Origin of the sequence: Stenotrophomonas sp. CASM110 (genome assembly GCF_049384345.1) — a bacterium.
Classification (GTDB): domain Bacteria; phylum Pseudomonadota; class Gammaproteobacteria; order Xanthomonadales; family Xanthomonadaceae; genus Stenotrophomonas; species Stenotrophomonas muris.
The window spans coordinates 1-20959 of the sequence record NZ_JBMRGI010000018.1 but is presented as its reverse complement, the minus strand read 5'-3'; the positions used below and the strand labels follow the sequence as shown (position 1 = coordinate 20959).

The 20959-nt window shown below is 63.6% G+C and carries 31 protein-coding genes; 30 read left to right on the top strand and 1 reads right to left on the bottom strand.

The window, feature by feature from the left end; genetic code table 11:
* Nucleotides 1-48 precede the first annotated feature (48 nt).
* From tuf to VG561_RS15440, 29 genes are all read left to right on the top strand, one after another.
* Nucleotides 49-1239: an elongation factor Tu gene (gene tuf / locus VG561_RS15580; RefSeq protein ID WP_014036096.1), complete on the top strand. Its 1191-nt coding sequence runs from the start codon at nt 49-51 to the stop codon at nt 1237-1239.
* A gap of 332 nt (nt 1240-1571) precedes the next feature.
* Nucleotides 1572-1883, top strand: coding sequence for a 30S ribosomal protein S10 (gene rpsJ / locus VG561_RS15575; RefSeq protein WP_005408208.1), 312 nt, complete (start codon nt 1572-1574; stop codon nt 1881-1883).
* 11 nt (nt 1884-1894) lie between these two features.
* Nucleotides 1895-2545: a 50S ribosomal protein L3 gene (rplC, locus tag VG561_RS15570; RefSeq protein WP_004145336.1), complete on the top strand. Its 651-nt coding sequence runs from the start codon at nt 1895-1897 to the stop codon at nt 2543-2545.
* A 12-nt stretch (nt 2546-2557) separates the two neighbouring features.
* Nucleotides 2558-3163, top strand: a complete 606-nt coding sequence (gene rplD / locus VG561_RS15565; protein ID WP_004145337.1) for a 50S ribosomal protein L4 — start codon at nt 2558-2560, stop codon at nt 3161-3163.
* Complete coding sequence (rplW, locus tag VG561_RS15560; RefSeq protein WP_004145338.1) at nt 3160-3459, top strand: 50S ribosomal protein L23; 300 nt, start codon at nt 3160-3162, stop codon at nt 3457-3459. Before rplD ends, rplW begins: the two co-directional genes overlap by 4 nt.
* A gap of 10 nt (nt 3460-3469) precedes the next feature.
* Entirely contained in the window at nt 3470-4297 is an 828-nt protein-coding gene (rplB, locus tag VG561_RS15555; RefSeq protein WP_004145339.1) for a 50S ribosomal protein L2, read from the top strand.
* Nucleotides 4298-4303: 6 nt separating this feature from the next.
* On the top strand, nt 4304-4573 hold the full coding sequence (gene rpsS, locus VG561_RS15550; RefSeq protein ID WP_005415413.1) for a 30S ribosomal protein S19: 270 nt from the start codon (nt 4304-4306) through the stop codon (nt 4571-4573).
* Between the two features lie 12 nt (nt 4574-4585).
* Nucleotides 4586-4921 carry a 50S ribosomal protein L22 gene (gene rplV / locus VG561_RS15545; RefSeq protein ID WP_004145348.1) on the top strand — a complete coding sequence of 112 codons (336 nt, stop codon included), beginning with the start codon at nt 4586-4588 and terminating at the stop codon, nt 4919-4921.
* 18 nt (nt 4922-4939) lie between these two features.
* Nucleotides 4940-5674 (top strand): 30S ribosomal protein S3, encoded by a 735-nt coding sequence (gene rpsC / locus VG561_RS15540; RefSeq protein ID WP_004145350.1) that lies wholly within the window; start codon nt 4940-4942, stop codon nt 5672-5674.
* 5 nt (nt 5675-5679) lie between these two features.
* Complete coding sequence (rplP, locus tag VG561_RS15535; protein WP_004154486.1) at nt 5680-6093, top strand: 50S ribosomal protein L16; 414 nt, start codon at nt 5680-5682, stop codon at nt 6091-6093.
* The gene (gene rpmC, locus VG561_RS15530) at nt 6093-6278 is read left to right on the top strand and encodes a 50S ribosomal protein L29 (protein WP_004154487.1); all 186 of its coding nucleotides are present in this window, start codon (nt 6093-6095) and stop codon (nt 6276-6278) included. The genes rplP and rpmC overlap by 1 nt, the downstream gene beginning before the upstream one ends.
* 11 nt (nt 6279-6289) lie before the next feature.
* A complete protein-coding gene (rpsQ, locus tag VG561_RS15525; RefSeq protein WP_004154489.1) occupies nt 6290-6559 on the top strand; it encodes a 30S ribosomal protein S17 in 270 nt (89 codons plus the stop codon).
* 12 nt (nt 6560-6571) lie between these two features.
* Nucleotides 6572-6940: a 50S ribosomal protein L14 gene (gene rplN, locus VG561_RS15520; protein ID WP_010483978.1), complete on the top strand. Its 369-nt coding sequence runs from the start codon at nt 6572-6574 to the stop codon at nt 6938-6940.
* A 16-nt stretch (nt 6941-6956) separates the two neighbouring features.
* Entirely contained in the window at nt 6957-7274 is a 318-nt protein-coding gene (gene rplX / locus VG561_RS15515; protein ID WP_004154490.1) for a 50S ribosomal protein L24, read from the top strand.
* Nucleotides 7275-7285: 11 nt separating this feature from the next.
* Nucleotides 7286-7828, top strand: coding sequence for a 50S ribosomal protein L5 (gene rplE, locus VG561_RS15510; RefSeq protein WP_005415416.1), 543 nt, complete (start codon nt 7286-7288; stop codon nt 7826-7828).
* An 18-nt stretch (nt 7829-7846) separates the two neighbouring features.
* The gene (rpsN, locus tag VG561_RS15505; protein WP_005408209.1) at nt 7847-8152 is read left to right on the top strand and encodes a 30S ribosomal protein S14; all 306 of its coding nucleotides are present in this window, start codon (nt 7847-7849) and stop codon (nt 8150-8152) included.
* Between the two features lie 258 nt (nt 8153-8410).
* Nucleotides 8411-8809, top strand: coding sequence for a 30S ribosomal protein S8 (gene rpsH, locus VG561_RS15500; protein WP_005408210.1), 399 nt, complete (start codon nt 8411-8413; stop codon nt 8807-8809).
* A gap of 18 nt (nt 8810-8827) precedes the next feature.
* Entirely contained in the window at nt 8828-9352 is a 525-nt protein-coding gene (gene rplF, locus VG561_RS15495; RefSeq protein ID WP_014646052.1) for a 50S ribosomal protein L6, read from the top strand.
* A gap of 80 nt (nt 9353-9432) precedes the next feature.
* Nucleotides 9433-9792, top strand: a complete 360-nt coding sequence (gene rplR / locus VG561_RS15490) for a 50S ribosomal protein L18 (protein ID WP_169411773.1) — start codon at nt 9433-9435, stop codon at nt 9790-9792.
* Between the two features lie 161 nt (nt 9793-9953).
* Nucleotides 9954-10496: a 30S ribosomal protein S5 gene (rpsE, locus tag VG561_RS15485; RefSeq protein WP_005408213.1), complete on the top strand. Its 543-nt coding sequence runs from the start codon at nt 9954-9956 to the stop codon at nt 10494-10496.
* Complete coding sequence (gene rpmD, locus VG561_RS15480) at nt 10489-10680, top strand: 50S ribosomal protein L30 (RefSeq protein WP_005408214.1); 192 nt, start codon at nt 10489-10491, stop codon at nt 10678-10680. The genes rpsE and rpmD overlap by 8 nt, the downstream gene beginning before the upstream one ends.
* 6 nt (nt 10681-10686) lie before the next feature.
* Nucleotides 10687-11130 (top strand): 50S ribosomal protein L15, encoded by a 444-nt coding sequence (rplO, locus tag VG561_RS15475; protein WP_004154498.1) that lies wholly within the window; start codon nt 10687-10689, stop codon nt 11128-11130.
* A gap of 7 nt (nt 11131-11137) precedes the next feature.
* The gene (gene secY, locus VG561_RS15470) at nt 11138-12505 is read left to right on the top strand and encodes a preprotein translocase subunit SecY (protein WP_005415420.1); all 1368 of its coding nucleotides are present in this window, start codon (nt 11138-11140) and stop codon (nt 12503-12505) included.
* A gap of 347 nt (nt 12506-12852) precedes the next feature.
* A complete protein-coding gene (gene rpsM / locus VG561_RS15465) occupies nt 12853-13209 on the top strand; it encodes a 30S ribosomal protein S13 (RefSeq protein ID WP_004154500.1) in 357 nt (118 codons plus the stop codon).
* Nucleotides 13210-13220: 11 nt separating this feature from the next.
* Entirely contained in the window at nt 13221-13610 is a 390-nt protein-coding gene (gene rpsK / locus VG561_RS15460) for a 30S ribosomal protein S11 (RefSeq protein ID WP_004145443.1), read from the top strand.
* A 15-nt stretch (nt 13611-13625) separates the two neighbouring features.
* Nucleotides 13626-14255 carry a 30S ribosomal protein S4 gene (gene rpsD / locus VG561_RS15455; RefSeq protein WP_004145446.1) on the top strand — a complete coding sequence of 210 codons (630 nt, stop codon included), beginning with the start codon at nt 13626-13628 and terminating at the stop codon, nt 14253-14255.
* A 55-nt stretch (nt 14256-14310) separates the two neighbouring features.
* A complete protein-coding gene (locus VG561_RS15450) occupies nt 14311-15309 on the top strand; it encodes a DNA-directed RNA polymerase subunit alpha (protein WP_005408216.1) in 999 nt (332 codons plus the stop codon).
* Between the two features lie 190 nt (nt 15310-15499).
* Nucleotides 15500-15883: a 50S ribosomal protein L17 gene (rplQ, locus tag VG561_RS15445; RefSeq protein WP_005408217.1), complete on the top strand. Its 384-nt coding sequence runs from the start codon at nt 15500-15502 to the stop codon at nt 15881-15883.
* Nucleotides 15884-16125: 242 nt separating this feature from the next.
* Complete coding sequence (locus VG561_RS15440; protein ID WP_005415421.1) at nt 16126-16632, top strand: disulfide bond formation protein B; 507 nt, start codon at nt 16126-16128, stop codon at nt 16630-16632.
* 104 nt (nt 16633-16736) lie between these two features.
* Here the strand turns inward: VG561_RS15440 and VG561_RS15435 are convergent, their stop codons facing one another.
* Nucleotides 16737-18860, bottom strand: a complete 2124-nt coding sequence (locus tag VG561_RS15435; protein ID WP_262093620.1) for a TonB-dependent receptor domain-containing protein — start codon at nt 18858-18860, stop codon at nt 16737-16739.
* 216 nt (nt 18861-19076) lie between these two features.
* Between VG561_RS15435 and VG561_RS15430 the strand changes: the two genes are divergently transcribed.
* Nucleotides 19077-20468, top strand: a complete 1392-nt coding sequence (locus VG561_RS15430) for a class II 3-deoxy-7-phosphoheptulonate synthase (RefSeq protein WP_046429066.1) — start codon at nt 19077-19079, stop codon at nt 20466-20468.
* Nucleotides 20469-20959: the final 491 nt, after the last annotated feature.

The following is a 20959-nucleotide window of genomic DNA, read 5'->3' as shown; positions in this document are numbered from 1 at the left end:
CGCTCAGCCTCTCTTGAAACCACTTACGAACAATCAAGGTATAGAACAATGGCAAAGGGTAAGTTCGAGCGCACCAAGCCGCACGTCAACGTCGGCACCATCGGTCACGTCGATCACGGCAAGACCACGCTGACCGCCGCACTGACCAAGATCGGTGCCGAGCGCTTCGGTGGCGAGTTCAAGGATTACTCCTCGATCGACGCCGCGCCGGAAGAAAAGGCTCGTGGTATCACGATCTCGACCGCGCACGTCGAATACGAATCCCCGATCCGTCACTACGCCCACGTTGACTGCCCGGGCCACGCTGACTACGTCAAGAACATGATCACCGGTGCCGCCCAGATGGACGGCGCGATCCTGGTGTGCTCGGCCGCTGACGGCCCGATGCCGCAGACCCGTGAGCACATCCTGCTGTCGCGCCAGGTCGGCGTGCCGTACATCGTCGTGTTCCTGAACAAGGCCGACATGGTCGACGACGCCGAGCTGCTCGAGCTGGTCGAGATGGAAGTGCGCGAACTGCTGAGCAAGTACGAGTTCCCGGGCGACGACACCCCGATCATCGCCGGTTCGGCCCGCCTGGCGCTGGAAGGCGACCAGAGCGACATCGGTGTGCCGGCCATCCTGAAGCTGGTCGACGCGCTGGACAGCTGGATTCCGGAGCCGGAGCGTGCGATCGACAAGCCGTTCCTGATGCCGGTGGAAGACGTGTTCTCGATCTCGGGCCGCGGCACCGTGGTGACCGGTCGTATCGAGCGCGGCGTGATCAAGGTTGGCGACGAAATCGAAATCGTCGGCATCCGTCCGGTGCAGAAGACCACCGTGACCGGCGTTGAAATGTTCCGCAAGCTGCTGGACCAGGGTCAGGCAGGCGACAACGCTGGCCTGCTGCTGCGCGGCACCAAGCGTGACGACGTCGAGCGTGGCCAGGTGCTGGCCAAGCCGGGCACGATCAAGCCGCACACCAAGTTCGAAGGCGAAGTGTACGTCCTGTCGAAGGACGAAGGCGGCCGCCACACCCCGTTCTTCAACGGCTACCGTCCGCAGTTCTACTTCCGCACCACCGACATCACCGGCGCAGCTGCGCTGCCGGAAGGCGTCGAAATGGTGATGCCGGGTGACAACGTCAAGATGGTCGTCACCCTGATCAACCCGGTGGCAATGGACGAAGGCCTGCGCTTCGCCATCCGCGAAGGCGGCCGTACCGTCGGCGCCGGCGTGGTCTCGAAGATCATCGAGTAATCTGGTAGTATCTGCGCCCCGATGTTGCCTGGGTAGGGCATCGGGGCGTATCAAATGGGAAAGCAGGCACAGGATGTGCCTTGTGTTCCCCGGACCAGGAAGGGTCAATGCCATTCAGGCGGCGTCAACAGGCGACTGTTGACAGCTGCCTTGCGTGCCATTATGCTTCTACGTCTGGGCAGGCCGGGAAACTGGTCTGCCTACGTTTTTGAGGTCCATGGAGTGACCTTGTCGGCCTGCAGGACTGCGGGCCGTCCGTATTCAGGAATTTCATGGGGCAAAGCAACCCAGAGGCTTTGTCTGTCGCTCTTTTAACGAAGGAACCTACCGCCATGGCGGACCAAAAGATCCGGATCCGGCTGAAAGCGTTCGATCATCGTCTGATCGACCGTTCGGCCAGCGAGATCGTTGAAACGGCAAAGCGGACCGGCGCGCAAGTGCGTGGCCCGATCCCGCTGCCGACCAAGATCGAGCGTTACACCGTTCTCGTCTCCCCGCACGTCGACAAGGACGCGCGTGACCAGTACGAGACCCGCACGCACAAGCGCGTGCTCGATATCGTTGACCCGAATGACAAGACCGTGGACGCGCTGATGAAGCTCGAACTGGCTGCCGGCGTCGACGTTCAGATCAAGCTGACCTGAGGACTACGACCATGACGAAGAAGTATTCGTTGGGCTTCGTGGGCCGCAAGGCCGGCATGAGCCGCGTGTTCACCGAAGATGGCCGTTCCATCCCGGTGACCCTGATCGAAGCAACCCCGAACCGCATCGCGCAGATCAAGACCGTCGAAACCGACGGCTACAGCGCCGTGCAGGTGACCGTCGGCGCGCGTCGCGCTGCCCTGGTCAACAAGCCGGAAGCCGGCCACTTCGCCAAGGCGAAGGTGGAAGCGGGTCGTGGCCTGTGGGAATTCCGCGTTGAAGACGCGCAGCTCGGCGATTTCGCCGTTGGCGGCGAAGTCAAGGCGGACATCTTCGAAGTCGGCCAGATCGTCGACGTCCAGGGTGTCACCAAGGGTAAGGGCTTCCAGGGCACCATCAAGCGCCACAACTTCCGTATGGGCGATGCAACCCACGGTAACTCGCTGTCGCATCGCGCGCCGGGTTCGCTGGGTCAGCGCCAGACCCCGGGTCGCGTTTTCCCGGGCAAGAAGATGTCGGGCCACATGGGCGCGGTGCAGCAGAGCACCCAGAACCTGGAAGTGGTCAAGGTCGACGTCGAGCGCGGTCTGATCGCCGTTCGCGGCGCCGTTCCGGGCGCGGCGGGTGGCGATGTGATCGTCCGTCCGGCGAGCAAGGCATAAGGAGAGATGACGATGGAACTCGTTATCACGGGTAGCAACAACAAGGTCTCGGTCTCCGACGCCGTGTTCGGTCGCGATTTCAGCGAAGATCTGGTCCACCAGGTCGTCGTTGCCTACCGCAACGCCGGTCGCGCCGGCACCAAGGCACAGAAGACTCGCTCCGAAGTGGCTGGTACCACCAAGAAGTCGAAGAAGCAGAAGGGCGGCGGCGCGCGTCATGGCGCACTGACGGCTCCGATCTTCGTCGGCGGCGGTGTCACCTTCGCGGCCAAGCCGCGCAGCTTCGAGCAGAAGGTCAATCGTAAGCAGTACCGTGCCGCCATGTGCGCGATCCTGTCCGAGCTGAACCGTCAGGGCCGTCTGACCATCGTGGAGTCCTTCGATGTCGAAGTGACCAACACGAAGGGTCTGATCGCCAAGCTGGCCGGCCTGGAAGTGGGCAAGCGCCCGCTGATCGTCACCGAAGAAGCGTCCGAGCACCTGTACCTGTCCGCCCGCAATCTGCCGTACGTGCAGGTGCGTGACGTCCAGGGTCTGGATCCGGTCTCGCTGGTGGGTGCCGACACGGTCGTCATCACCGCTGACGCGGTCAAGAAGGTCGAGGAGTGGCTGGCATGAACAGCAACGAAAAAATCTTCAGCGTGCTGCGTGCCCCGCGTGTCTCCGAAAAGACCGCGCGCCTGCAGGAACTCTCCAACCAGTATGTCTTCGAAGTTTCGAACGAAGCCACCAAGGCCGATGTAAAGGCCGCGGTTGAGCAGCTGTTCGACGTCAAGGTCGAAGCCGTCAACGTGGTCAACGTCAAGGGCAAGAACAAGTCCTTCCGTAACCGTGCTGGCCGCCGCGGCGATTGGCGCAAGGCGTACGTTCGCCTGGCCGACGGCCAGTCGATCGATGTAACGGCCAAGGCCTGAGGTACATCCCATGCCATTGATGAAATTCAAGCCCACTTCCCCCGGCCGCCGTTCGGCCGTGCGCGTGGTTACGCCCGACCTGCACAAGGGTGCTCCGCACGCCGCACTGGTCGAGTCGCAGAGCCGCTCGGGTGGCCGCAACCACCACGGCCGCATCACCGTGCGTCACGTCGGTGGTGGTGCCAAGCAGCACTACCGCATCATCGACTTCAAGCGCAACAAGCTGGGCATCCCGGCGCGCGTGGAACGCATCGAATACGATCCGAACCGCACCGCCCACATCGCCCTGCTGTGCTACGTCGATGGTGAGCGTCGCTACATCATCGCCCCGAAGGGCCTGAAGGCCGGTGATCAGGTGATCGCTGGTTCGGACGCCCCGATCAAGGCCGGCAACACCCTGCCGCTGCGCAACATCCCGGTCGGCACCACCATCCACTGCATCGAGCTGAAGCCGGGCAAGGGCGCTCAGATCGCTCGCGCCGCTGGTGCGGCCGTGCAGCTGGTGGCTCGCGAAGGCATCTACGCCACCCTGCGCCTGCGCTCGGGTGAAATGCGCAAGGTTCCGGTCGAGTGCTGCGCCACCATCGGCGAAGTCGGCAACGACGAGCACAGCCTGGAAAAGCTGGGCAAGGCCGGTGCCAAGCGTTGGCGCGGCGTCCGCCCGACCGTTCGTGGTGCTGCCATGAACCCGGTTGACCACCCGCACGGTGGTGGTGAGGCCAAGGCCGGCCAGGGTAACCCGCATCCGGTCACCCCGTGGGGTGTTCCGACCAAGGGTTACAAGACGCGCCATAACAAGCGCACTCAGCAGTTCATCGTCCGCGATCGTAGGGGCTAATCGACCATGGCACGTTCACTCAAGAAGGGCCCGTTCGTCGATCACCACCTCGTCAAGAAGGTGGAGGCCGCTGCGGGCAGCAAGAAGCCGATCAAGACCTGGTCGCGCCGTTCGATGATCCTGCCTGACATGGTAGGCATCACCATTGCCGTGCATAACGGCAAGAACCACATCCCGGTTCTCGTCAACGAGAACATGGTCGGCCACAAGCTCGGCGAATTTGCCATCACCCGGACCTTCAAGGGTCACGGTGGTGACAAGAAGTCGGGCAAGTAAGGAGAGATGACAATGGAAGCGAAAGCCATCCTGCGCACTGCGCGCATCTCCCCGCAGAAGGCTCGTCTGGTCGCTGACCAGGTGCGCGGTCTGCCGGCCGAACGTGCGGTCAACCTGCTGAAGTTCTCGGACAAGAAGGCTGCCCACCTGATCAAGAAGGTGGTGGAGTCGGCAATTGCCAACGCCGAGAACAACCAGGGCGCCGACGTCGACGAGCTGAAGGTTCAGACCATCATGGTTGATGAAGGTCCGACCCTGAAGCGTTTCATGGCGCGGGCGAAAGGCCGCGGTACCCGCATCCTCAAGCGCACCAGCCACATCACTGTGGTTGTGGGCGCCGCCAAGTAAGCGGATAAGGAAAAGACCATGGGTCATAAAGTTCATCCGATTGGTATCCGCCTCGGCATTTCCAAGGACTGGAACTCCAAGTGGTACGCCAACAAGGCCGAGTTCGCCGGTTACCTGGCAGCCGACCTGAAAGTGCGCGAAATGCTGCGCAAGAAGCTGGCCCAGGCCGGCATCAGCAAGATCCTGATCGAGCGTCCGGCCAAGACCGCTCGCGTGACGATCCACACCGCCCGTCCGGGCGTGGTGATCGGCAAGCGCGGTGAGGACATCGAGAAGCTGCGCAAGGAAGTGAGCGAGATGATGGGCGTCCCGGCGCACATCAACGTCACCGAAGTGCGCAAGCCGGAACTGGACGCGCAGCTCGTTGCCGAGTCGATCGCCCAGCAGCTGGAGCGTCGCATCATGTTCCGCCGTGCAATGAAGCGCTCGGTCGGCAACGCGATGCGCCTGGGTGCCCTGGGCATCAAGGTCAACGTTGGTGGCCGCCTCAACGGTGCTGAAATCGCCCGTTCGGAGTGGTACCGCGAAGGCCGCGTGCCGCTGCACACCCTGCGTGCCGACATCGACTATGGCTTCGCTGAAGCCAAGACGACCTACGGCATCATCGGCATCAAGGTCTGGATCTACAAGGGCGAGGTCTTCGATTTCTCCCAGGTTGGCCAGGAAAAGCAGGACGACACCCCGTCGCGCAACGATCGTCACGATCGCGGCGACCGTGGTGACCGTCAGCGCCCGGCCCGTGAAGCGAGGTAACGACAATGTTGCAACCCAAGCGAACCAAGTACCGCAAGGTACACAAGGGCCGTAACGATGGCCTGAGCTGGAGCGCCAACGCTGTCAGCTTCGGCGAATACGGCCTGAAGGCAACCGCACACGGTCAGCTGACCGCGCGTCAGATCGAAGCGGCCCGCCGCTCGATCAGCCGCTACGTCAAGCGCGGCGGCAAGATGTGGATCCGCGTGTTCCCCGACAAGCCCATCACCAAGAAGCCCATCGAAGTTCGAATGGGTTCGGGTAAGGGTAACGTGGAATACTGGGTGGCCCAGATCCAGCCCGGCCGCATGATCTATGAAATCGAGGGTGTTTCCGAGGAAGTGGCTCGCGAGGCGTTCCGCCTGGCCGCCGCCAAGCTCTCGGTCACCACCACTTTCGTGACCCGTACGGTGCGCTGATGGATATCAAAACTCTCCGTGAAAAGTCGGCTGACGAACTCAAGGCCCACCTGATCGACCTGCGTAAGGAACAGTTCTCTGTCCGTATGCAGCAGGTCACCGGCCAGCTGCCGAAGACCCACGACATTCGCCGGGTCCGTCGCGAGATTGCTCGCGTCAAGACCCTGCTCGGCAGCACGAAGTAAGGATGGCCGCTATGAGCGACAATACTGAAAAGAAGACGCTGCGCACGGTCGAAGGCCGTGTCGTCAGCAACAAGATGGACAAGACGGTTACCGTCCTGGTTGAGCGTCAGGTCAAGCACGCGCTGTACGGCAAGTACATCAAGCGCTCGACCAAGCTGCACGCCCACGATGCCGACAACGCCTGCAAGGAAGGCGATGTCGTCCGCGTGACCGAGATTGCTCCGATGTCCAAGACCAAGAACTGGCGCGTGGTGGAAGTCATCACGCGTGCGGCTGAATAAGGAGTCTGAATCATGATCCAGATGCAGAGCTACCTTGACGTCGCGGACAATTCGGGTGCCAAGCAGGTGATGTGCTTCAAGGTGCTGGGTGGTTCCAAGCGCCGTTACGCCGGCATCGGCGACATCATCAAGGTCACCGTGAAGGATGCGATTCCGCGCGGCAAGGTCAAGAAGGGTGAAGTGTATGACGCCGTCGTGGTGCGTACCCGCAAGGGTGTGCGTCGCGCCGACGGTTCGCTGATCCGCTTCGACGGCAACGCTGCCGTCCTGCTGAACAACAAGCAGGAGCCGATCGGTACCCGTATCTTCGGGCCGGTGACCCGTGAACTTCGTTCGGAGAAGTTCATGAAGATCGTCTCGCTCGCTCCCGAAGTGCTGTGAGCGACAGGAGATAATCATGGCTAACCGTATCAAGAAGGGCGACCAGGTTGTCGTCAACGCTGGCAAGGACAAGGGCAAGCAGGGCGAAGTCGTCCGCGTCGACGGCGACCGTGTGGTCGTCGCCAACGTGAACATCGTCAAGCGCCACACCAAGCCGAACCCGCAGGCAGGTGTTGCCGGCGGCGTGGTCGAGCGCGAAGCTTCGATCCATATCTCCAACGTGAACGTGCTGAACCCGGCTTCGGGCAAGGGCGAACGCGTTGGCTTCAAGGTGCTGGAGGATGGACGCAAACTGCGTGTGTTCCGCTCCAGCGGTGAGGCGCTCGACGCCTGAGGAATGTGAAGATGACTTCCCGTCTCGAAAAGATCTACAAGGAAGAAGTGGTGCCGGCGCTGATGAAGCAGTTCGGCTACACCAATCCGATGGAAGTACCGAAGCTCGTCAAGGTCACCCTGAACATGGGTGTCGGCGAGGCTGCCACCAACAAGAAGATCCTGGAAAACGCCGTCGCGGACATGACCAAGATTTCCGGCCAGAAGCCGGTTGTCACCAAGTCGCGTATCTCGGTTGCGTCGTTCAAGATCCGTGATGGTTGGCCGATCGGCTGCAAGACCACGCTGCGTCGCCACAAGATGTACGAGTTCCTGGACCGCCTGATCAACATCTCGCTGCCGCGCGTGCGCGACTTCCGTGGTGTTTCCGGTCGTTCCTTCGACGGCCGCGGCAACTTCAACATGGGTGTGAAGGAACAGATCATCTTCCCGGAAATCGACTTCGACGCCGTCGACGCGATCCGCGGTATGGATATCGCCATCACCACCACTGCGAAGACCGACGCGGAAGCGAAGGCGCTGCTGGCAGCGTTCAAGTTCCCGTTCCGTAACTGATCTGTCGAGGAAACCGAAATGGCAAAGACCTCCATGGTCAACCGCGACATCAAGCGGGAAAAGCTGGCCAAGAAGTACGCTGAGAAGCGTGCGGCTCTGAAGAAGATCGTGTCCTCCGTGGACGCGACCTACGAAGAGAAGATCGACGCCGCAACCAAGCTGGCCAAGCTGCCGCGCGATTCGTCGCCGAGCCGTCAGCGCAACCGTTGCGAGCTGTCGGGTCGTCCGCGTGGCGTGTACAGCAAGTTCGGCCTCGGCCGCAACAAGCTGCGCGAAGCCACCATGCGTGGCGACGTCCCGGGCCTGCGCAAGGCCAGCTGGTAATCCCAGCCGGCCCTGCGATCAGCAGCCCCTGCGGGGGCCGCTGAACCGGGGAGGGGAGGCGTTCAGCTTCCTTTCTGCGAAAAAACCCGAAGAGCCCGACGCAAGTCGGGCTCTTTTGGCGTATACTCCCGCGTCTTGCCCTGTGCAGACGGGGTTGTAGGAGTGGGCCCCGGCCCGCTGCATCAAGGGACCTGGCCCGTTTCCAGGAGACAACAGATTTTCGCGAAAGCGGATATCGGTGCACTCAAAGGTACTCATATGAGCATGACTGATCCCATCGCCGACCTGCTGGTCCGCATCAAGAATGCGGCCGCAGTTGGCAAGCAGACGGTGAAAGCCCCGTCGTCCAAGATCAAGGTTGCGATCGCCCAGGTCCTGAAGGACGAGGGTTACATCACCGACCTGCGCGTGACCCAGCTGGAAAACAACAAGTCCGAGCTGGAAATCGTGCTGAAGTATTTCGAAGGCAAGCCGGTCATCGCGACCCTGAAGCGCTTCTCGCGTTCGGGCCTGCGCCAGTACCGCGGCAAGAGCGAGCTGCCGAAGGTCATGAACGGCCTGGGTATCTCCATCATTTCCACCTCCAAGGGCATCATGACTGATGCGCAGGCGCGCCAGCTGGGCGTCGGCGGCGAAGTCCTGTGCTTCGTGGCCTAAGGCGAAAGGAGTAGAACTATGTCCCGCGTAGCCAAGAAGCCGATCACCCTGGGTAAGGTTGAACTGAACGTCCAGTCGGACAGCGTCACCGCCAAGGGCCCGAAGGGCACCCTGTCGCTGGCCAAGCCGGCCGGCATTGCCATCAACGTCGACAATGGCGTTGCCACCCTGAGCACCGAGAACGCCGAGCTGGTCGCACTGACCGGCACCGTGCGTGCGATCCTGTCCAACATGGTCAAGGGCGTGTCCGAAGGCTTCGAGCGCAAGCTGGAGCTGGTTGGCGTGGGTTACCGCGCTGCCATGCAGGGCAAGGACCTGAGCCTGTCGCTGGGCTTCTCGCACCCGGTCGTGTTCGTGGCGCCGGAAGGCATCACCATCACCACCCCGACCCAGACCGAGATCCTGGTCCAGGGCGCTGACAAGCAGGTCGTCGGTGAAGTCGCCGCCAAGATCCGTGCGTTCCGCAAGCCGGAGCCGTACAAGGGCAAGGGCGTGAAGTACTCCGACGAAGTCATCATCCGTAAGGAAGCCAAGAAGGCGTAAGTGCGATTCCCTCGCAAGAGCCCGCACATCCATGTGCGGACTCCTCAGGGAGAAGCCCATCCTTCAGCTTTCAAGGAATAATCAAAATGAACAAGAACATCGCCCGCCTGCGTCGCGCCAAGTCGACCCGCGCCCACATCCGTGAGCTCGGCGTCGCCCGCCTGTCGGTGCTGCGCACCGGCCAGCACCTGTACGCCCAGGTCTTCACCGCTGACGGTTCGAAGGTGCTGGCTGCCGCCAACACCACCCAGACCGACGTCAAGGAAGGCCTGAAGAACGGCAAGAACGCCGATGCCGCTGCCAAGGTTGGCCGCATCGTCGCCGAGCGCGCCAAGGCCGCCGGCGTCGAGAAGGTTGCCTTCGATCGTTCGGGCTACCGCTACCACGGCCGCATCAAGGCCCTGGCAGAAGCGGCCCGCGAAGCCGGCCTGCAGTTCTAAGGGACAAGGGCAGGGGGCCGATGGCCTCCTGCCTGCCTGCTCGCCAGCCTGAGCGAGGCTGGACGGCGCCGCTCTTCTGCAGTGGCCCACCGGAACAACGCGTCACTCCACAACCATAAGCGGCCTCGAGCCGTACATACCCAAACAACCAAGGAATCAACATGGCAGAAGAGCGTCAGCAGCGGGGTCGCGATCGCGACCGTAACCGCGAAGAGAAGATCGACGACGGCATGATCGAAAAGCTGGTCGCGGTCAACCGCGTCAGCAAGACCGTCAAGGGTGGCCGCCAGTTCACCTTCACCGCCCTGACCGTTGTCGGCGACGGCGAAGGCAAGGTCGGTTTCGGTTATGGCAAGGCCCGCGAAGTGCCGGTCGCCATCCAGAAGTCGATGGAACAGGCCCGCAAGAACCTGGTCAGCGTTGACCTGAACAACGGCACCCTGTGGCACACCATCAAGGATGGTCACGGCGCAGCCCGCGTGTTCATGCAGCCGGCTTCGGAAGGTACCGGCGTGATCGCCGGCGGTGCCATGCGCGCCGTGCTGGAAGCCGTTGGCGTGAAGAACGTGCTGGCCAAGGCCACCGGTTCGCGCAACCCGATCAACCTGGTGCGTGCCACCGTGAAGGGCCTGTCTGCTGCGCAGTCGCCGGCTCGCATCGCGGCCAAGCGCGGCAAGAAGGTGGAGGAACTCAACCATGGCTAATGAGTCCAACAAGACTGTGAAGGTCCGCCTGGTGCGTGGCCTGCGTGGTACCCAGTCGCGTCACCGCCTGTCGGTGCGTGCCCTGGGCCTGAACAAGCTCAACGATGTGCGTGAACTGAAGGACAGCCCGCAGGTACGCGGCCTGATCAACAAGGTTCAGTACCTCGTCCAGGTTGAGGAGTAATCGACCATGACTCTGCGTCTCAATGAACTGAGCCCGGCACCGGGCGCCCGCACCGAGCGCACCCGCGTCGGCCGCGGTATCGGCTCGGGCCTGGGCAAGACTGCCGGCCGCGGCCACAAGGGTTCGTTCGCCCGTAAGGGTGGCGGCAAGATCAAGGCTGGCTTCGAAGGCGGCCAGACCCCCATGCAGCGTCGTCTGCCGAAGATCGGCTTCCGTTCGCCGATCGCCAAGGACACCGCTGAAGTGCTGCTGTACGCGCTGGACAAGCTGCCGGCCGGTGAGATCGATTTCGCCGCCCTGCGTGCTGCCAAGCTGGTCCCGAGCACCGCAAAGAAGGCCAAGGTCGTCGTCAAGGGCGAAGTGACCAAGGCGTTCACCCTGAAGGGTATTGCTGCCACGGCGGGTGCCAAGGCTGCAATCGAAGCTGCCGGCGGCAGCGTAACGGAGTAAGAAAATCATGGCGCAAGCTGGCATCGGTAACCTCGCGGGCGGAATGGGCAAGTTCACTGAACTTCGCCAACGTTTGCTGTTCGTCGTCGGGGCTTTGATCGTCTATCGCATCGGCTGCTACGTGCCGGTGCCGGGCGTCAATCCCGATGCCATGCTTGCCATGATGCAACAGCAGGGCGGCGGCATCGTGGACATGTTCAACATGTTCTCGGGCGGCGCCCTGCACCGTTTCAGCATCTTCGCGCTGAACGTGATGCCGTACATCTCGGCATCGATCGTGATGCAGCTGGCCGTGCACATCTTCCCCGCCCTGAAGGCGATGCAGAAGGAAGGTGAGTCCGGCCGCCGCAAGATCACCCAGTATTCGCGCATCGGCGCCGTGCTGCTGGCAGTGGTGCAGGGCGGCTCGATCGCGCTGGCCCTGCAGGGCCAGGTCTCGCCGTCGGGCGCTCCGGTCGTGTATGCGCCGGGCATGGGCTTCGTGCTCACTGCCGTGGTCGCACTGACCGCCGGCACCATGTTCCTGATGTGGGTCGGTGAGCAGGTCACCGAGCGCGGCATCGGCAACGGCGTGTCGCTGATCATCTTCGCCGGTATCGTGGCGGGCCTGCCGGGTGCGGTCATCCACACCTTCGATGCCTACCGCGACGGCAACATCCAGTTCATCCAGCTGCTGCTGATCGCCATCGTCGTGCTCGCCTTCACCTTCTTCGTGGTGTTCGTCGAGCGTGGCCAGCGCCGGATCACGGTCAATTACGCGCGCCGCCAGGGTGGTCGCAACGCGTACATGAACCAGACCTCGTTCCTGCCGCTGAAGCTCAACATGGCCGGCGTCATCCCGGCGATCTTCGCCTCGAGCCTGCTGGCCTTCCCGGCCACCCTGGCCATGTGGTCCGGCCAGGCCGCCAACCAGAGCAGCTTCGGCCAGGTCCTGCAGAAGGTCGCCAACGCCCTGGGCCCGGGCGAGCCGCTGCACATGATCGTGTTCGCTGCGCTGATCACCGGTTTCGCGTTCTTCTATACCGCGCTGGTGTTCAACTCGCAGGAAACCGCCGACAACCTGAAGAAGTCCGGTGCGCTGATTCCGGGCATCCGTCCGGGCAAGGCGACCGCCGACTACATCGACGGCGTGCTGACCCGCCTGACCGCGGCCGGCTCGGCGTACCTGGTGATCGTCTGCCTGCTGCCGGAACTGATGCGCACGCAGCTGAACGCCTCGTTCTACTTCGGTGGTACTTCGCTGCTGATCGTGGTGGTGGTGGTGATGGACTTCATCGCCCAAGTGCAGGCGCACCTGATGTCCCACCAGTACGAGAGCCTGCTGAAGAAGGCCAACCTGAAGGGTGGCAACCGCGGCGGTTTTGCCCGCGGCTGATAGGCCTGTTATACTTTCGTCTTCCTGACGTGATGGTCCCTCCGCTTCGCGGACTCCGGCCACACAAACGAAGGGCGGCCCCCGCAGCGGTTCCGGGTGGGGGTGTGATGAGGTGGTCCCGCGCTGGAGTAGCGCGGGCGGCCCCGGGGGAAACCCCAGGTCCAACCCCATCCGGCGCCGGAGCCTGGGCACACTCCCCAGGCCGGGTTCATGAAACCAATGGTTTCACGGGCTTCCATGTAAACCGGAACCTTGTTAGTATCGCTAGTTCACTTTTTTGATCCATCCTGCCGGATTGGCGTGCCCGAGGCGCGCTGTCGGCCATCACTCAGCTGGAGAACCGCGTCATGGCGCGTATTGCAGGCGTCAACCTGCCAGCCCAGAAGCATGTCTGGGTCGGGTTGCAAAGCATTTACGGCATCGGCCGTACCCGTTCGAAGAAGGTCTGCGAAGTCGCAGGCGTTGCTTCGACCACCAAGATCCGCGATCTGTCGGAGCCGGAAATCGAGCGCCTGCGCGCCGAAGTCGGCAAGTACATCGTGGAAGGCGATCTGCGCCGTGAAATCGGTATCGCGATCAAGCGCCTGATGGACCTGGGCTGCTACCGCGGCCTGCGTCACCGTCGTGGCCTCCCGCTGCGTGGCCAGCGCACCCGTACCAACGCCCGCACCCGCAAGGGTCCGCGCAAGGCGATCAAGAAGTAAGGGACTGAGAAATGGCTAAGCCCGCTGCTAAGACCAAGAAGAAGATCAAGCGCGTCGTCACCGACGGCGTTGCCCACGTCCATGCTTCGTTCAACAACACCATCGTCACCATCACCGACCGCCAGGGCAATGCTCTGTCGTGGGCGACCTCCGGTGGCGCTGGCTTCCGCGGTTCGCGCAAGTCGACCCCGTTCGCTGCCCAGGTGGCTGCTGAAAAGGCCGGTCGTGCTGCGCTGGACTACGGCGTGAAGTCGCTGGAAGTCCGCATCAAGGGCCCGGGTCCGGGCCGTGAGTCGGCCGTGCGTTCGTTGAACAACGTCGGCTACAAGATCACCAACATCATCGACGTGACGCCTATCCCGCACAACGGGTGCCGTCCGCCGAAGAAGCGTCGCGTCTAAAGGGAGCGATAAGAAATGGCTCGTTATATCGGTCCTACCTGTAAGCTCGCCCGCCGCGAAGGCGCCGACCTGTCCCTGAAGAGCCCGGCGCGTGCGCTGGACTCGAAGTGCAAGCTGGAGCAGAAGCCCGGCCAGCACGGCGCCACTGCCCGCAAGGGCAAGCTGTCCGACTACGCCACCCAGCTGCGTGAAAAGCAGAAGGTCAAGCGTATCTACGGCCTGCTGGAGCGTCAGTTCCGCAACTACTACAAGAAGGCCTCGACCAAGAAGGGCAACACCGGCGAGAACCTGCTGCAGCTGCTGGAAACCCGCCTGGACAACGTCGTCTACCGCATGGGCTTCGCCGTGACCCGTCCGGCTGCCCGTCAGCTGGTGTCGCACCGCGGCGTCACCGTGAATGGCAAGTCGGTCAACCTGGCTTCGTACCAGGTCAAGGCTGGCGACGCCATCGCCCTGTCTGAAAAGGCTGCCAAGCAGCTGCGCGTCCAGGAAGCCCTGACCGTCGCCGCCCAGCATGACCTGAGCCCGTCGTGGGTTGAAGTGGATTCCGGCAAGTTCACCGGCATCTTCAAGGCTGTTCCGGATCGTTCGGATCTGCCTGCGGACATCAACGAAGCGCTGATCGTCGAGCTGTATTCGAAGTAATTCACATTGGAGAGCCCCCGGCGACGGCCGGGGGTTCACTAGGAGAACCCGCAACATGACGGTTACCGCCAACCAGGTTCTGCGTCCTCGCGGTCCGCAGATCGAACGCCTTACCGACACCCGTGCAAAGGTCGTTATCGAACCTTTGGAGCGGGGTTACGGGCATACGCTGGGTAATGCCCTGCGTCGCGTGCTGCTGTCGTCCATCCCGGGCTTCGCCATCACGGAAGTCGAAATCGACGGCGTGTTGCATGAGTACACCACGGTCGAAGGTCTGCAGGAGGACGTGCTCGAAGTCCTGCTGAACCTGAAGGACGTGGCCATCCGTATGCACTCCGGCGACAGCGCCACCCTGTCCCTGTCCAAGCAGGGCCCGGGCGTTGTCACCGCTGCCGACATCAAGGTCGACCACAATGTGGAGATCCTGAACGGCGACCATGTGATCTGCCACCTGACCAAGGATACGGCGATCAACATGCGTCTGAAGATCGAACGTGGTTTCGGCTACCAGCCGGCTGCCGCGCGTCGTCGTCCGGACGAAGAAACCCGTGCCATCGGCCGCCTGGTCCTGGATGCCTCGTTCTCGCCGGTCCGCCGTGTCGCCTACGCCGTGGAAGCGGCGCGTGTCGAACAGCGTACCGACCTGGACAAGCTGGTCATCGATATCGAGACCAACGGCACCATCGATGCCGAGGAAGCCGTGCGCACCGCCGCCGACATCCTCAGCGACCAGCTGTCGGTGTTCGGTGACTTCACCCACCGCGACCGCGGTGCGGCCAAGCCGGCCAACAACGGCGTGGATCCGGTGCTGCTGCGCCCGATCGACGATCTGGAGCTGACCGTGCGTTCGGCCAACTGCCTGAAGGCTGAAAGCATCTACTACATCGGCGATCTGATCCAGAAGACCGAAGTGGAGCTGCTGAAGACCCCGAACCTGGGCAAGAAGTCGCTCACCGAGATCAAGGAAGTGCTGGCTCAGCGCGGCCTGTCCCTCGGCATGAAGCTGGAGAACTGGCCGCCGGCCGGCGTCGCCAGCCACGGCATGCTGGGCTGATATCGGTAATGCCTGGAGGCTCCACCGCTTGCGGTGGAGCCTTCAACGCAACACACCATGCCACGACGAACCGCAGGTTCGCGGGCAGGTCGTCCAGGACGGGCGGCCAGGACCAACCGCAGTCCGCGCAGTAACGCCAGGATGGCGACAACGATCCACACAGCCGCATCATTAACCAAGGAATATCACCATGCGTCACCAGAAGTCTGGCCGTAAGTTCAGCCGCACCAGCGCGCACCGCGAAGCGATGTTCAAGAACATGGCCGCCTCGCTGTTCAAGCACGAGCTGATCAAGACCACCCTGCCGAAGGCCAAGGAACTGCGCCGCGTTGCCGAGCCGCTGATCACTCTGGCCAAGGTCGACTCGGTCGCCAACCGCCGTCTGGCCTTCGCCCGCCTGCGCGACAACGAAGCCGTGGGCAACCTGTTCACCATCCTGGGCCCGCGCTACGCGAACCGTCCGGGCGGCTACCTGCGCCTGCTGAAGTGCGGTTTCCGCGCCGGCGACAACGCACCGATGGCCTACGTCGAGCTGGTTGACCGTCCGGTCGTGGCCGAGGAAGTGGCCGAGTAATCGGACCGCTCCAACGCGACACAGCGAAAGCCCGGCTCCTGCCGGGCTTTTGCGTTTCCAGGGGTCGGATCCCTTTCCGCAGGAAAGGGCTCTGACCCCGAGCAGGCAGCACCGCAGGTCAGATCCCTTTGCATTCGCAAAGGGATCCGACCCGCACCGTTCCGACAGGCGTCACCTGTGGCGGTTCGAATGGGGCGCGCTCTCGGTTACGCTTGGCGCCTTGATCCATTCGAGCGTTGACGATGAATCCACTGCGCTGGCCCTTCCGCGCCCAGTTCTTCCTGGGCTTCCTGATCTGCGCGGGCCTGCTCGGCTACGCGATCTTCCTGCAGCTGAAGATGGGCCTGGAGCCGTGCCCGCTGTGCATCTTCCAGCGCCTGGCTTTTGCCGCGCTGGGCCTGTTGTTCCTGATCGGTGCGCTGCACGGGCCGTCCAACCGTCCCGGCCGCGCCACCTACGGCGTGCTCGCCTTCATCGCGGCGGCCGTCGGCGTGGGCATCGCTGCGCGCCACGTCTACGTGCAGATGCTGCCGCCGGAGATGGGCGCGACCTGTGGCCCGCCGCTGAGCTTCCTGCGCGAGACCATGGGGCCGCTGGAAGTGTTCCGCACGGTGCTGACCGGTACCGGCAACTGCGGCAACATCGACTGGACGTTCCTGGGCCTGACCATGCCGATGTGGTCGGGCGTGTGGTTCGTGCTGCTGGCGCTGTGGGCACTGGTGGTGTCGCTGCGCAAGGTCAAGCGCTGAAGCAGGATGGGGTCGGATCCCTTTGCATCGCAAAGGGCTCTGATCCCATTTCCGGTGCGGGGTCAGAGCCCTTTCCTGCGGAAAGGGATCCGACCCCTGTCTCCTCAGAAGTCCTGCTGCAGGCTCAGGTAGGCGCCGCGGCGCGGTCCCCATTGCGGGGCGAACACGCCGACACCGCCGCCATCGCGCAGCTGGTAGCTGCGATCCAATGCGTTGATCACGGCCAGCTGCACGTGCAGCGGATGGCCGCTGTCGGCATTGAAATCATGCCCGGCGCTGAGGTTCACCTGCAGGTAGGACGGCAGCTCGCCGCCGTTGGGCACGCCCTCGATATCCGAACGCAGGCCGCTGCCGAACACGTAGTTGGCACCGACCCGGTTGTGCCCGGCGAAGGCGTAGCTGAAGCCCCCCGACGACGTCAGCTTCTGGTCGTGGTCCAGGTGGATCCAGTGGTCGGCCACATAGGCCAGCGCGTCCGGATCGAGGTTGTACTGGCTGGTGATGACCTGGGTGCCGATGGCCTTGTTGTACGCCGCGTTGAAGTAGGCGCTGAACGGACCGCTGCTGTAGTCGGCACTGAACTCCAGCCCACGGATATGGCCGCGGCGGTAGTTGAACGTCGAGTAGATGTAGGCGGCGCCGAACTGGCCTTCGTCCTGCAGGCGCGCGACGCGGCGGTCGTACGCGTCCAGGCCCAGGGTCAGGTGTTCACCCAGCTGCTGCGAGACGCCGATGTCGTAGTAGTCGCTGCGTTCGGCCAGCGGAATGTTGTTGCCGCCGCCCGGCTGCTGGTTGGTGGTGCCGTCGTACAGGGCGATATCGCTGCTGGCGATCAACTCACTGGCCGGTGGCGTGAAGTAACGCGAATAGCCGGCATGCACGGTGGTGCTGTCGCTGGCATTCCAGACCGCGCCCAGGCGGGGGCTGAGCTGGCCCTCGGTGCGGCCGAAGGCCTTGTAGCGATCACCACGCAGGCCGTAGTTCACTGTCCAGTCGTCGCCGATCTTCCACTCATCCTGCACGTACACCGCCAGCGTACTGGCGTGGAAGGCGCTGCGGTCTGGAATCAGCAGTGGCGTGGTGCTGGATTGCTGGCCGGCGCCATCGACCGGGAACACCCAGCTGTTGTTGCTGGCGCGCGCATTCTCGTAGTTGCCGTACAGGCCGTAGCGCAGCGTGTGGTCGTTGCCCAGCGGGGTGGAGAGGTCGGCCTGCAGCGTGTTGGCGCGGTTGCTGCGCTGGACCTGGGAGGCGACGCCACTGAATACCAGATCGCCGATGACATCCGGGTTGAACGCCACGTCGCTGTAGCGCTGCCCGGCGGACAGCTGGTAGGCGGTGCCGCCCAGCGTGCCCTGCAGCACCAGCATGCCGAAGCGGGTGGTCTCGCGCTGGGTTTCATCCAGCTGGCTGGAGTCGAAGGTGGTCGTGTCCAGGTAACCGAACTGCGGGGTCTGCCCGGGATTGACCGGGATCTGGAAGCGATTGTTGGCGAAGCCGGCGAACACGCTCAGGCGGGTGTTCTCGTTGACCAGGTAGGTCAGGTCGGCGAAGGCTTTGCCCTGGTGCGTGTCGTCGTGCAGCGGCTTGCGCGAGCGGGTCGGGTTCTCCAGGCCGACCTCGTTCTGGTCGTAGTTGCCGGTCAGGAACCAGCTCCAGCGTCCTTGATTGCCCCACCACGAGGCATTCGGATTGATCTTGCCGAACGAGCCTGCGGTCAGACCGGCGCTGCCGCCATTGCCGAGCTCGGCGCCGCTGCGGGTGGTGATGTCGACCACCGCAGCGGTGCGCTCGCCGAACTGCGCCGGCAGCGCCCCGTCCATCAGGCGGATGCTCTTGATGGTGCGGGCATCCAGGGTCTGGCCGAAGCCGGAGATCGATTCGGGCAGCAGTACGCCGTTGATGCGGTACTGCAGGTTCGCGTGGTCGCCGCGCACGTGCACGCCACCGTAGGAATCCTGGACCACGCCCGGAGCCTGCAGCAGCACCTGGCTGAGCGGCGCGGAGGCACCCAGCGGCTGCTTCTGGATGTCCTCGGCGGTGATCTGGTACTGGCTGCTGCCGATGTCCGGCGACAGCGCATTGCGGGCCTGGTCGAGCTGGGCGCTGACAGTGACCGTGTCGAGGTCCTTCACGGGATCGGCGGCATCGGCGGCCATAGCGAGGGTGGGCTGACTGGCCAGGGTCAGGGCGAAGGTAATGCCGGTAGCGAGCAGGGAGGGCTTCATGGCAGATAGGCTGTGGAAGGGGCCGACGGGGATGGAGTGTTACTTCGTAACAGTACGTGGCGAATCATGCGCCTGTCCGGGCGGCCGTGGCCATGCGGTTTCTGGCCGATCGCGATGCCCTTTCCCCGGCGTTCAGTCATGTGCAGGGCGTGCCCAGCCCTTTGCGCCAGCGGCTGGCTCTGCGACCATGACCGCCCCCCTCCCCGGAAGTCTGCAATGAGCCTGTCCGCCGTTCCGCCCGTCCTCGATCCTGCCGCGACCGCCGCTGGCGCTGCCTGGTCGCCGGAGAGCTGGCGCGGCAAGACCGCGCTGCAGATGCCGACCTACCCGGACCCGGTGGCGCTGGACGCTGCACTGCATGAGCTGAAGCGCCTGCCGCCGCTGGTCACCTCGTGGGAAATCCTGGCGCTGAAGCAGCAGTTGGCCGAGGCCCAGGAAGGCAAGCGCTTCCTGCTGCAGGGCGGCGACTGCGCCGAGAACTTCAGCGACTGCGAATCGGGCACGATTTCCAACCGGTTGAAAGTGCTGCTGCAGATGAGCCTGGTGCTGGTGCATGGCCTTCGCCAGCCGGTGATCCGCGTCGGGCGCTTTGCCGGCCAGTACGCCAAGCCGCGTTCGGCCGATACCGAGACCCGCGACGGCGTGACCCTGCCCAGCTACCGCGGCGATGTGATCAATGCGCCGGCGTTCACCGAGGCGGCGCGCCTGCCGGATCCGAAGCGGATGCTGCAGGCGCATGCGCATTCGGCGATGACCATGAACTTCGTGCGTGCGCTGATCGATGGCGGCTTCGCCGACCTGCATCATCCGGAGTACTGGAACCTGGAGTGGGTGCGGCATTCGCCGCTGGCCGCCGAGTACCAGAAGATGGTGGCGTCGATCGGTGATGCGGTGCACTTCATGGAAACCCTGGCCGGGGCCCGCGTGCACAACCTCAACCGCATCGACTTCTACACCTCGCATGAAGCGCTGCTGCTGCCCTACGAGCAGGCGCTGACCCGGCAGGTGCCGCGCCAGCAGGGCTGGTTGAACCTGAGCACGCATTACCCGTGGATCGGCATGCGCACCGCCGCGCTTGACGGCGCGCACGTGGAATACCTGCGTGGCGTGCGCAATCCGATTGCGATCAAGGTCGGCCCGTCGGTGACGCCGGACCAGCTGCTGCGCCTGATCGATGTGCTCAACCCGCATGACGAGCCAGGGCGACTGAGCTTCATCCACCGCATGGGGGCAGCGCAGATTGCCGAGAAGCTGCCGCCGCTGCTGGATGCGGTCAAGCGCGATGGCCGTCGCGTGCTGTGGGTGTGTGACGCGATGCATGGCAACACCGAAAGCACCGCCAATGGCTTCAAGACGCGCCGCTTCGACAACGTGCGTGGCGAAGTGGAGATGTCGTTCGATTTGCATGCGGCCGCAGGCACGCGACTGGGCGGTGTGCACCTGGAACTGACCGGCGAAGACGTGACCGAATGCACCGGTGGCGCGCGCGAACTGACCGAGCGCGACCTGGAACGCGCGTATCGTTCGACGGTGGACCCGCGTTTGAACTACGAGCAGTCGCTGGAGATCGCGATGGCGATCGTGCGCAAGCAGGAGCAGGTGCGGTAAGGGCGTTGCGGCAGGGCTTGCAGCCCTGCACCTGCTGACGCAACGGCAACGGCAACGGCAACGGCCCAAGCAACGGCAACAGCATGCATTCCGTGGGATGGCGGGGCGATGTGGGCAGGCAGGACACGCCGTTAACCCCCCTCCGGGGTCCGGCCCAGCCGCTGGCGGCTGGGCGTTCGGGCGCTTGCGAAGCAGTGCTTCGCAAGCAAAGCGCCCTCACCCATGGGGGCTCGATGGCGCCATCCATGGCGCCAACGGTCCTGCCTGCCCACATCGCCCCACCTTTGACAGATTCCGGCAGCTGTTGGTGGGTGTCGACCTTGGTCGACACATCTGTCAGATATCGAATGAGTCATCCACGCATGGCGTGGATCTTATCTCTTGCCGATCTGGCACCTTGGGTGCCGAGAGCCCGGCGTGGGCGACCGTGTGGATCCAGGTCTTGCGACCGAGAAGTAGCTTGGGTCCCCACGCCGGATTCTCCCTGAACC

Excerpts from the sequence above, each read along its gene's own strand:
- tuf (WP_014036096.1), top strand. The coding sequence starts at position 49 with ATGGCAAAGGGTAAGTTCGAGCGCACCAAGCCGCACGTCAACGTCGGC.
- rpsJ (WP_005408208.1), top strand. The coding sequence starts at position 1,572 with ATGGCGGACCAAAAGATCCGGATCCGGCTGAAAGCGTTCGATCATCGT.
- rplC (WP_004145336.1), top strand. The coding sequence starts at position 1,895 with ATGACGAAGAAGTATTCGTTGGGCTTCGTGGGCCGCAAGGCCGGCATG.
- rplD (WP_004145337.1), top strand. The coding sequence starts at position 2,558 with ATGGAACTCGTTATCACGGGTAGCAACAACAAGGTCTCGGTCTCCGAC.
- rplW (WP_004145338.1), top strand. The coding sequence starts at position 3,160 with ATGAACAGCAACGAAAAAATCTTCAGCGTGCTGCGTGCCCCGCGTGTC.
- rplB (WP_004145339.1), top strand. The coding sequence starts at position 3,470 with ATGCCATTGATGAAATTCAAGCCCACTTCCCCCGGCCGCCGTTCGGCC.
- rpsS (WP_005415413.1), top strand. The coding sequence starts at position 4,304 with ATGGCACGTTCACTCAAGAAGGGCCCGTTCGTCGATCACCACCTCGTC.
- rplV (WP_004145348.1), top strand. The coding sequence starts at position 4,586 with ATGGAAGCGAAAGCCATCCTGCGCACTGCGCGCATCTCCCCGCAGAAG.
- rpsC (WP_004145350.1), top strand. The coding sequence starts at position 4,940 with ATGGGTCATAAAGTTCATCCGATTGGTATCCGCCTCGGCATTTCCAAG.
- rplP (WP_004154486.1), top strand. The coding sequence starts at position 5,680 with ATGTTGCAACCCAAGCGAACCAAGTACCGCAAGGTACACAAGGGCCGT.
- rpmC (WP_004154487.1), top strand. The coding sequence starts at position 6,093 with ATGGATATCAAAACTCTCCGTGAAAAGTCGGCTGACGAACTCAAGGCC.
- rpsQ (WP_004154489.1), top strand. The coding sequence starts at position 6,290 with ATGAGCGACAATACTGAAAAGAAGACGCTGCGCACGGTCGAAGGCCGT.
- rplN (WP_010483978.1), top strand. The coding sequence starts at position 6,572 with ATGATCCAGATGCAGAGCTACCTTGACGTCGCGGACAATTCGGGTGCC.
- rplX (WP_004154490.1), top strand. The coding sequence starts at position 6,957 with ATGGCTAACCGTATCAAGAAGGGCGACCAGGTTGTCGTCAACGCTGGC.
- rplE (WP_005415416.1), top strand. The coding sequence starts at position 7,286 with ATGACTTCCCGTCTCGAAAAGATCTACAAGGAAGAAGTGGTGCCGGCG.
- rpsN (WP_005408209.1), top strand. The coding sequence starts at position 7,847 with ATGGCAAAGACCTCCATGGTCAACCGCGACATCAAGCGGGAAAAGCTG.
- rpsH (WP_005408210.1), top strand. The coding sequence starts at position 8,411 with ATGAGCATGACTGATCCCATCGCCGACCTGCTGGTCCGCATCAAGAAT.
- rplF (WP_014646052.1), top strand. The coding sequence starts at position 8,828 with ATGTCCCGCGTAGCCAAGAAGCCGATCACCCTGGGTAAGGTTGAACTG.
- rpsE (WP_005408213.1), top strand. The coding sequence starts at position 9,954 with ATGGCAGAAGAGCGTCAGCAGCGGGGTCGCGATCGCGACCGTAACCGC.
- rpmD (WP_005408214.1), top strand. The coding sequence starts at position 10,489 with ATGGCTAATGAGTCCAACAAGACTGTGAAGGTCCGCCTGGTGCGTGGC.
- rplO (WP_004154498.1), top strand. The coding sequence starts at position 10,687 with ATGACTCTGCGTCTCAATGAACTGAGCCCGGCACCGGGCGCCCGCACC.
- secY (WP_005415420.1), top strand. The coding sequence starts at position 11,138 with ATGGCGCAAGCTGGCATCGGTAACCTCGCGGGCGGAATGGGCAAGTTC.
- rpsM (WP_004154500.1), top strand. The coding sequence starts at position 12,853 with ATGGCGCGTATTGCAGGCGTCAACCTGCCAGCCCAGAAGCATGTCTGG.
- rpsK (WP_004145443.1), top strand. The coding sequence starts at position 13,221 with ATGGCTAAGCCCGCTGCTAAGACCAAGAAGAAGATCAAGCGCGTCGTC.
- rpsD (WP_004145446.1), top strand. The coding sequence starts at position 13,626 with ATGGCTCGTTATATCGGTCCTACCTGTAAGCTCGCCCGCCGCGAAGGC.
- VG561_RS15450 (WP_005408216.1), top strand. The coding sequence starts at position 14,311 with ATGACGGTTACCGCCAACCAGGTTCTGCGTCCTCGCGGTCCGCAGATC.
- rplQ (WP_005408217.1), top strand. The coding sequence starts at position 15,500 with ATGCGTCACCAGAAGTCTGGCCGTAAGTTCAGCCGCACCAGCGCGCAC.
- VG561_RS15440 (WP_005415421.1), top strand. The coding sequence starts at position 16,126 with ATGAATCCACTGCGCTGGCCCTTCCGCGCCCAGTTCTTCCTGGGCTTC.
- VG561_RS15435 (WP_262093620.1), bottom strand. The coding sequence starts at position 18,860 with ATGAAGCCCTCCCTGCTCGCTACCGGCATTACCTTCGCCCTGACCCTG.
- VG561_RS15430 (WP_046429066.1), top strand. The coding sequence starts at position 19,077 with ATGAGCCTGTCCGCCGTTCCGCCCGTCCTCGATCCTGCCGCGACCGCC.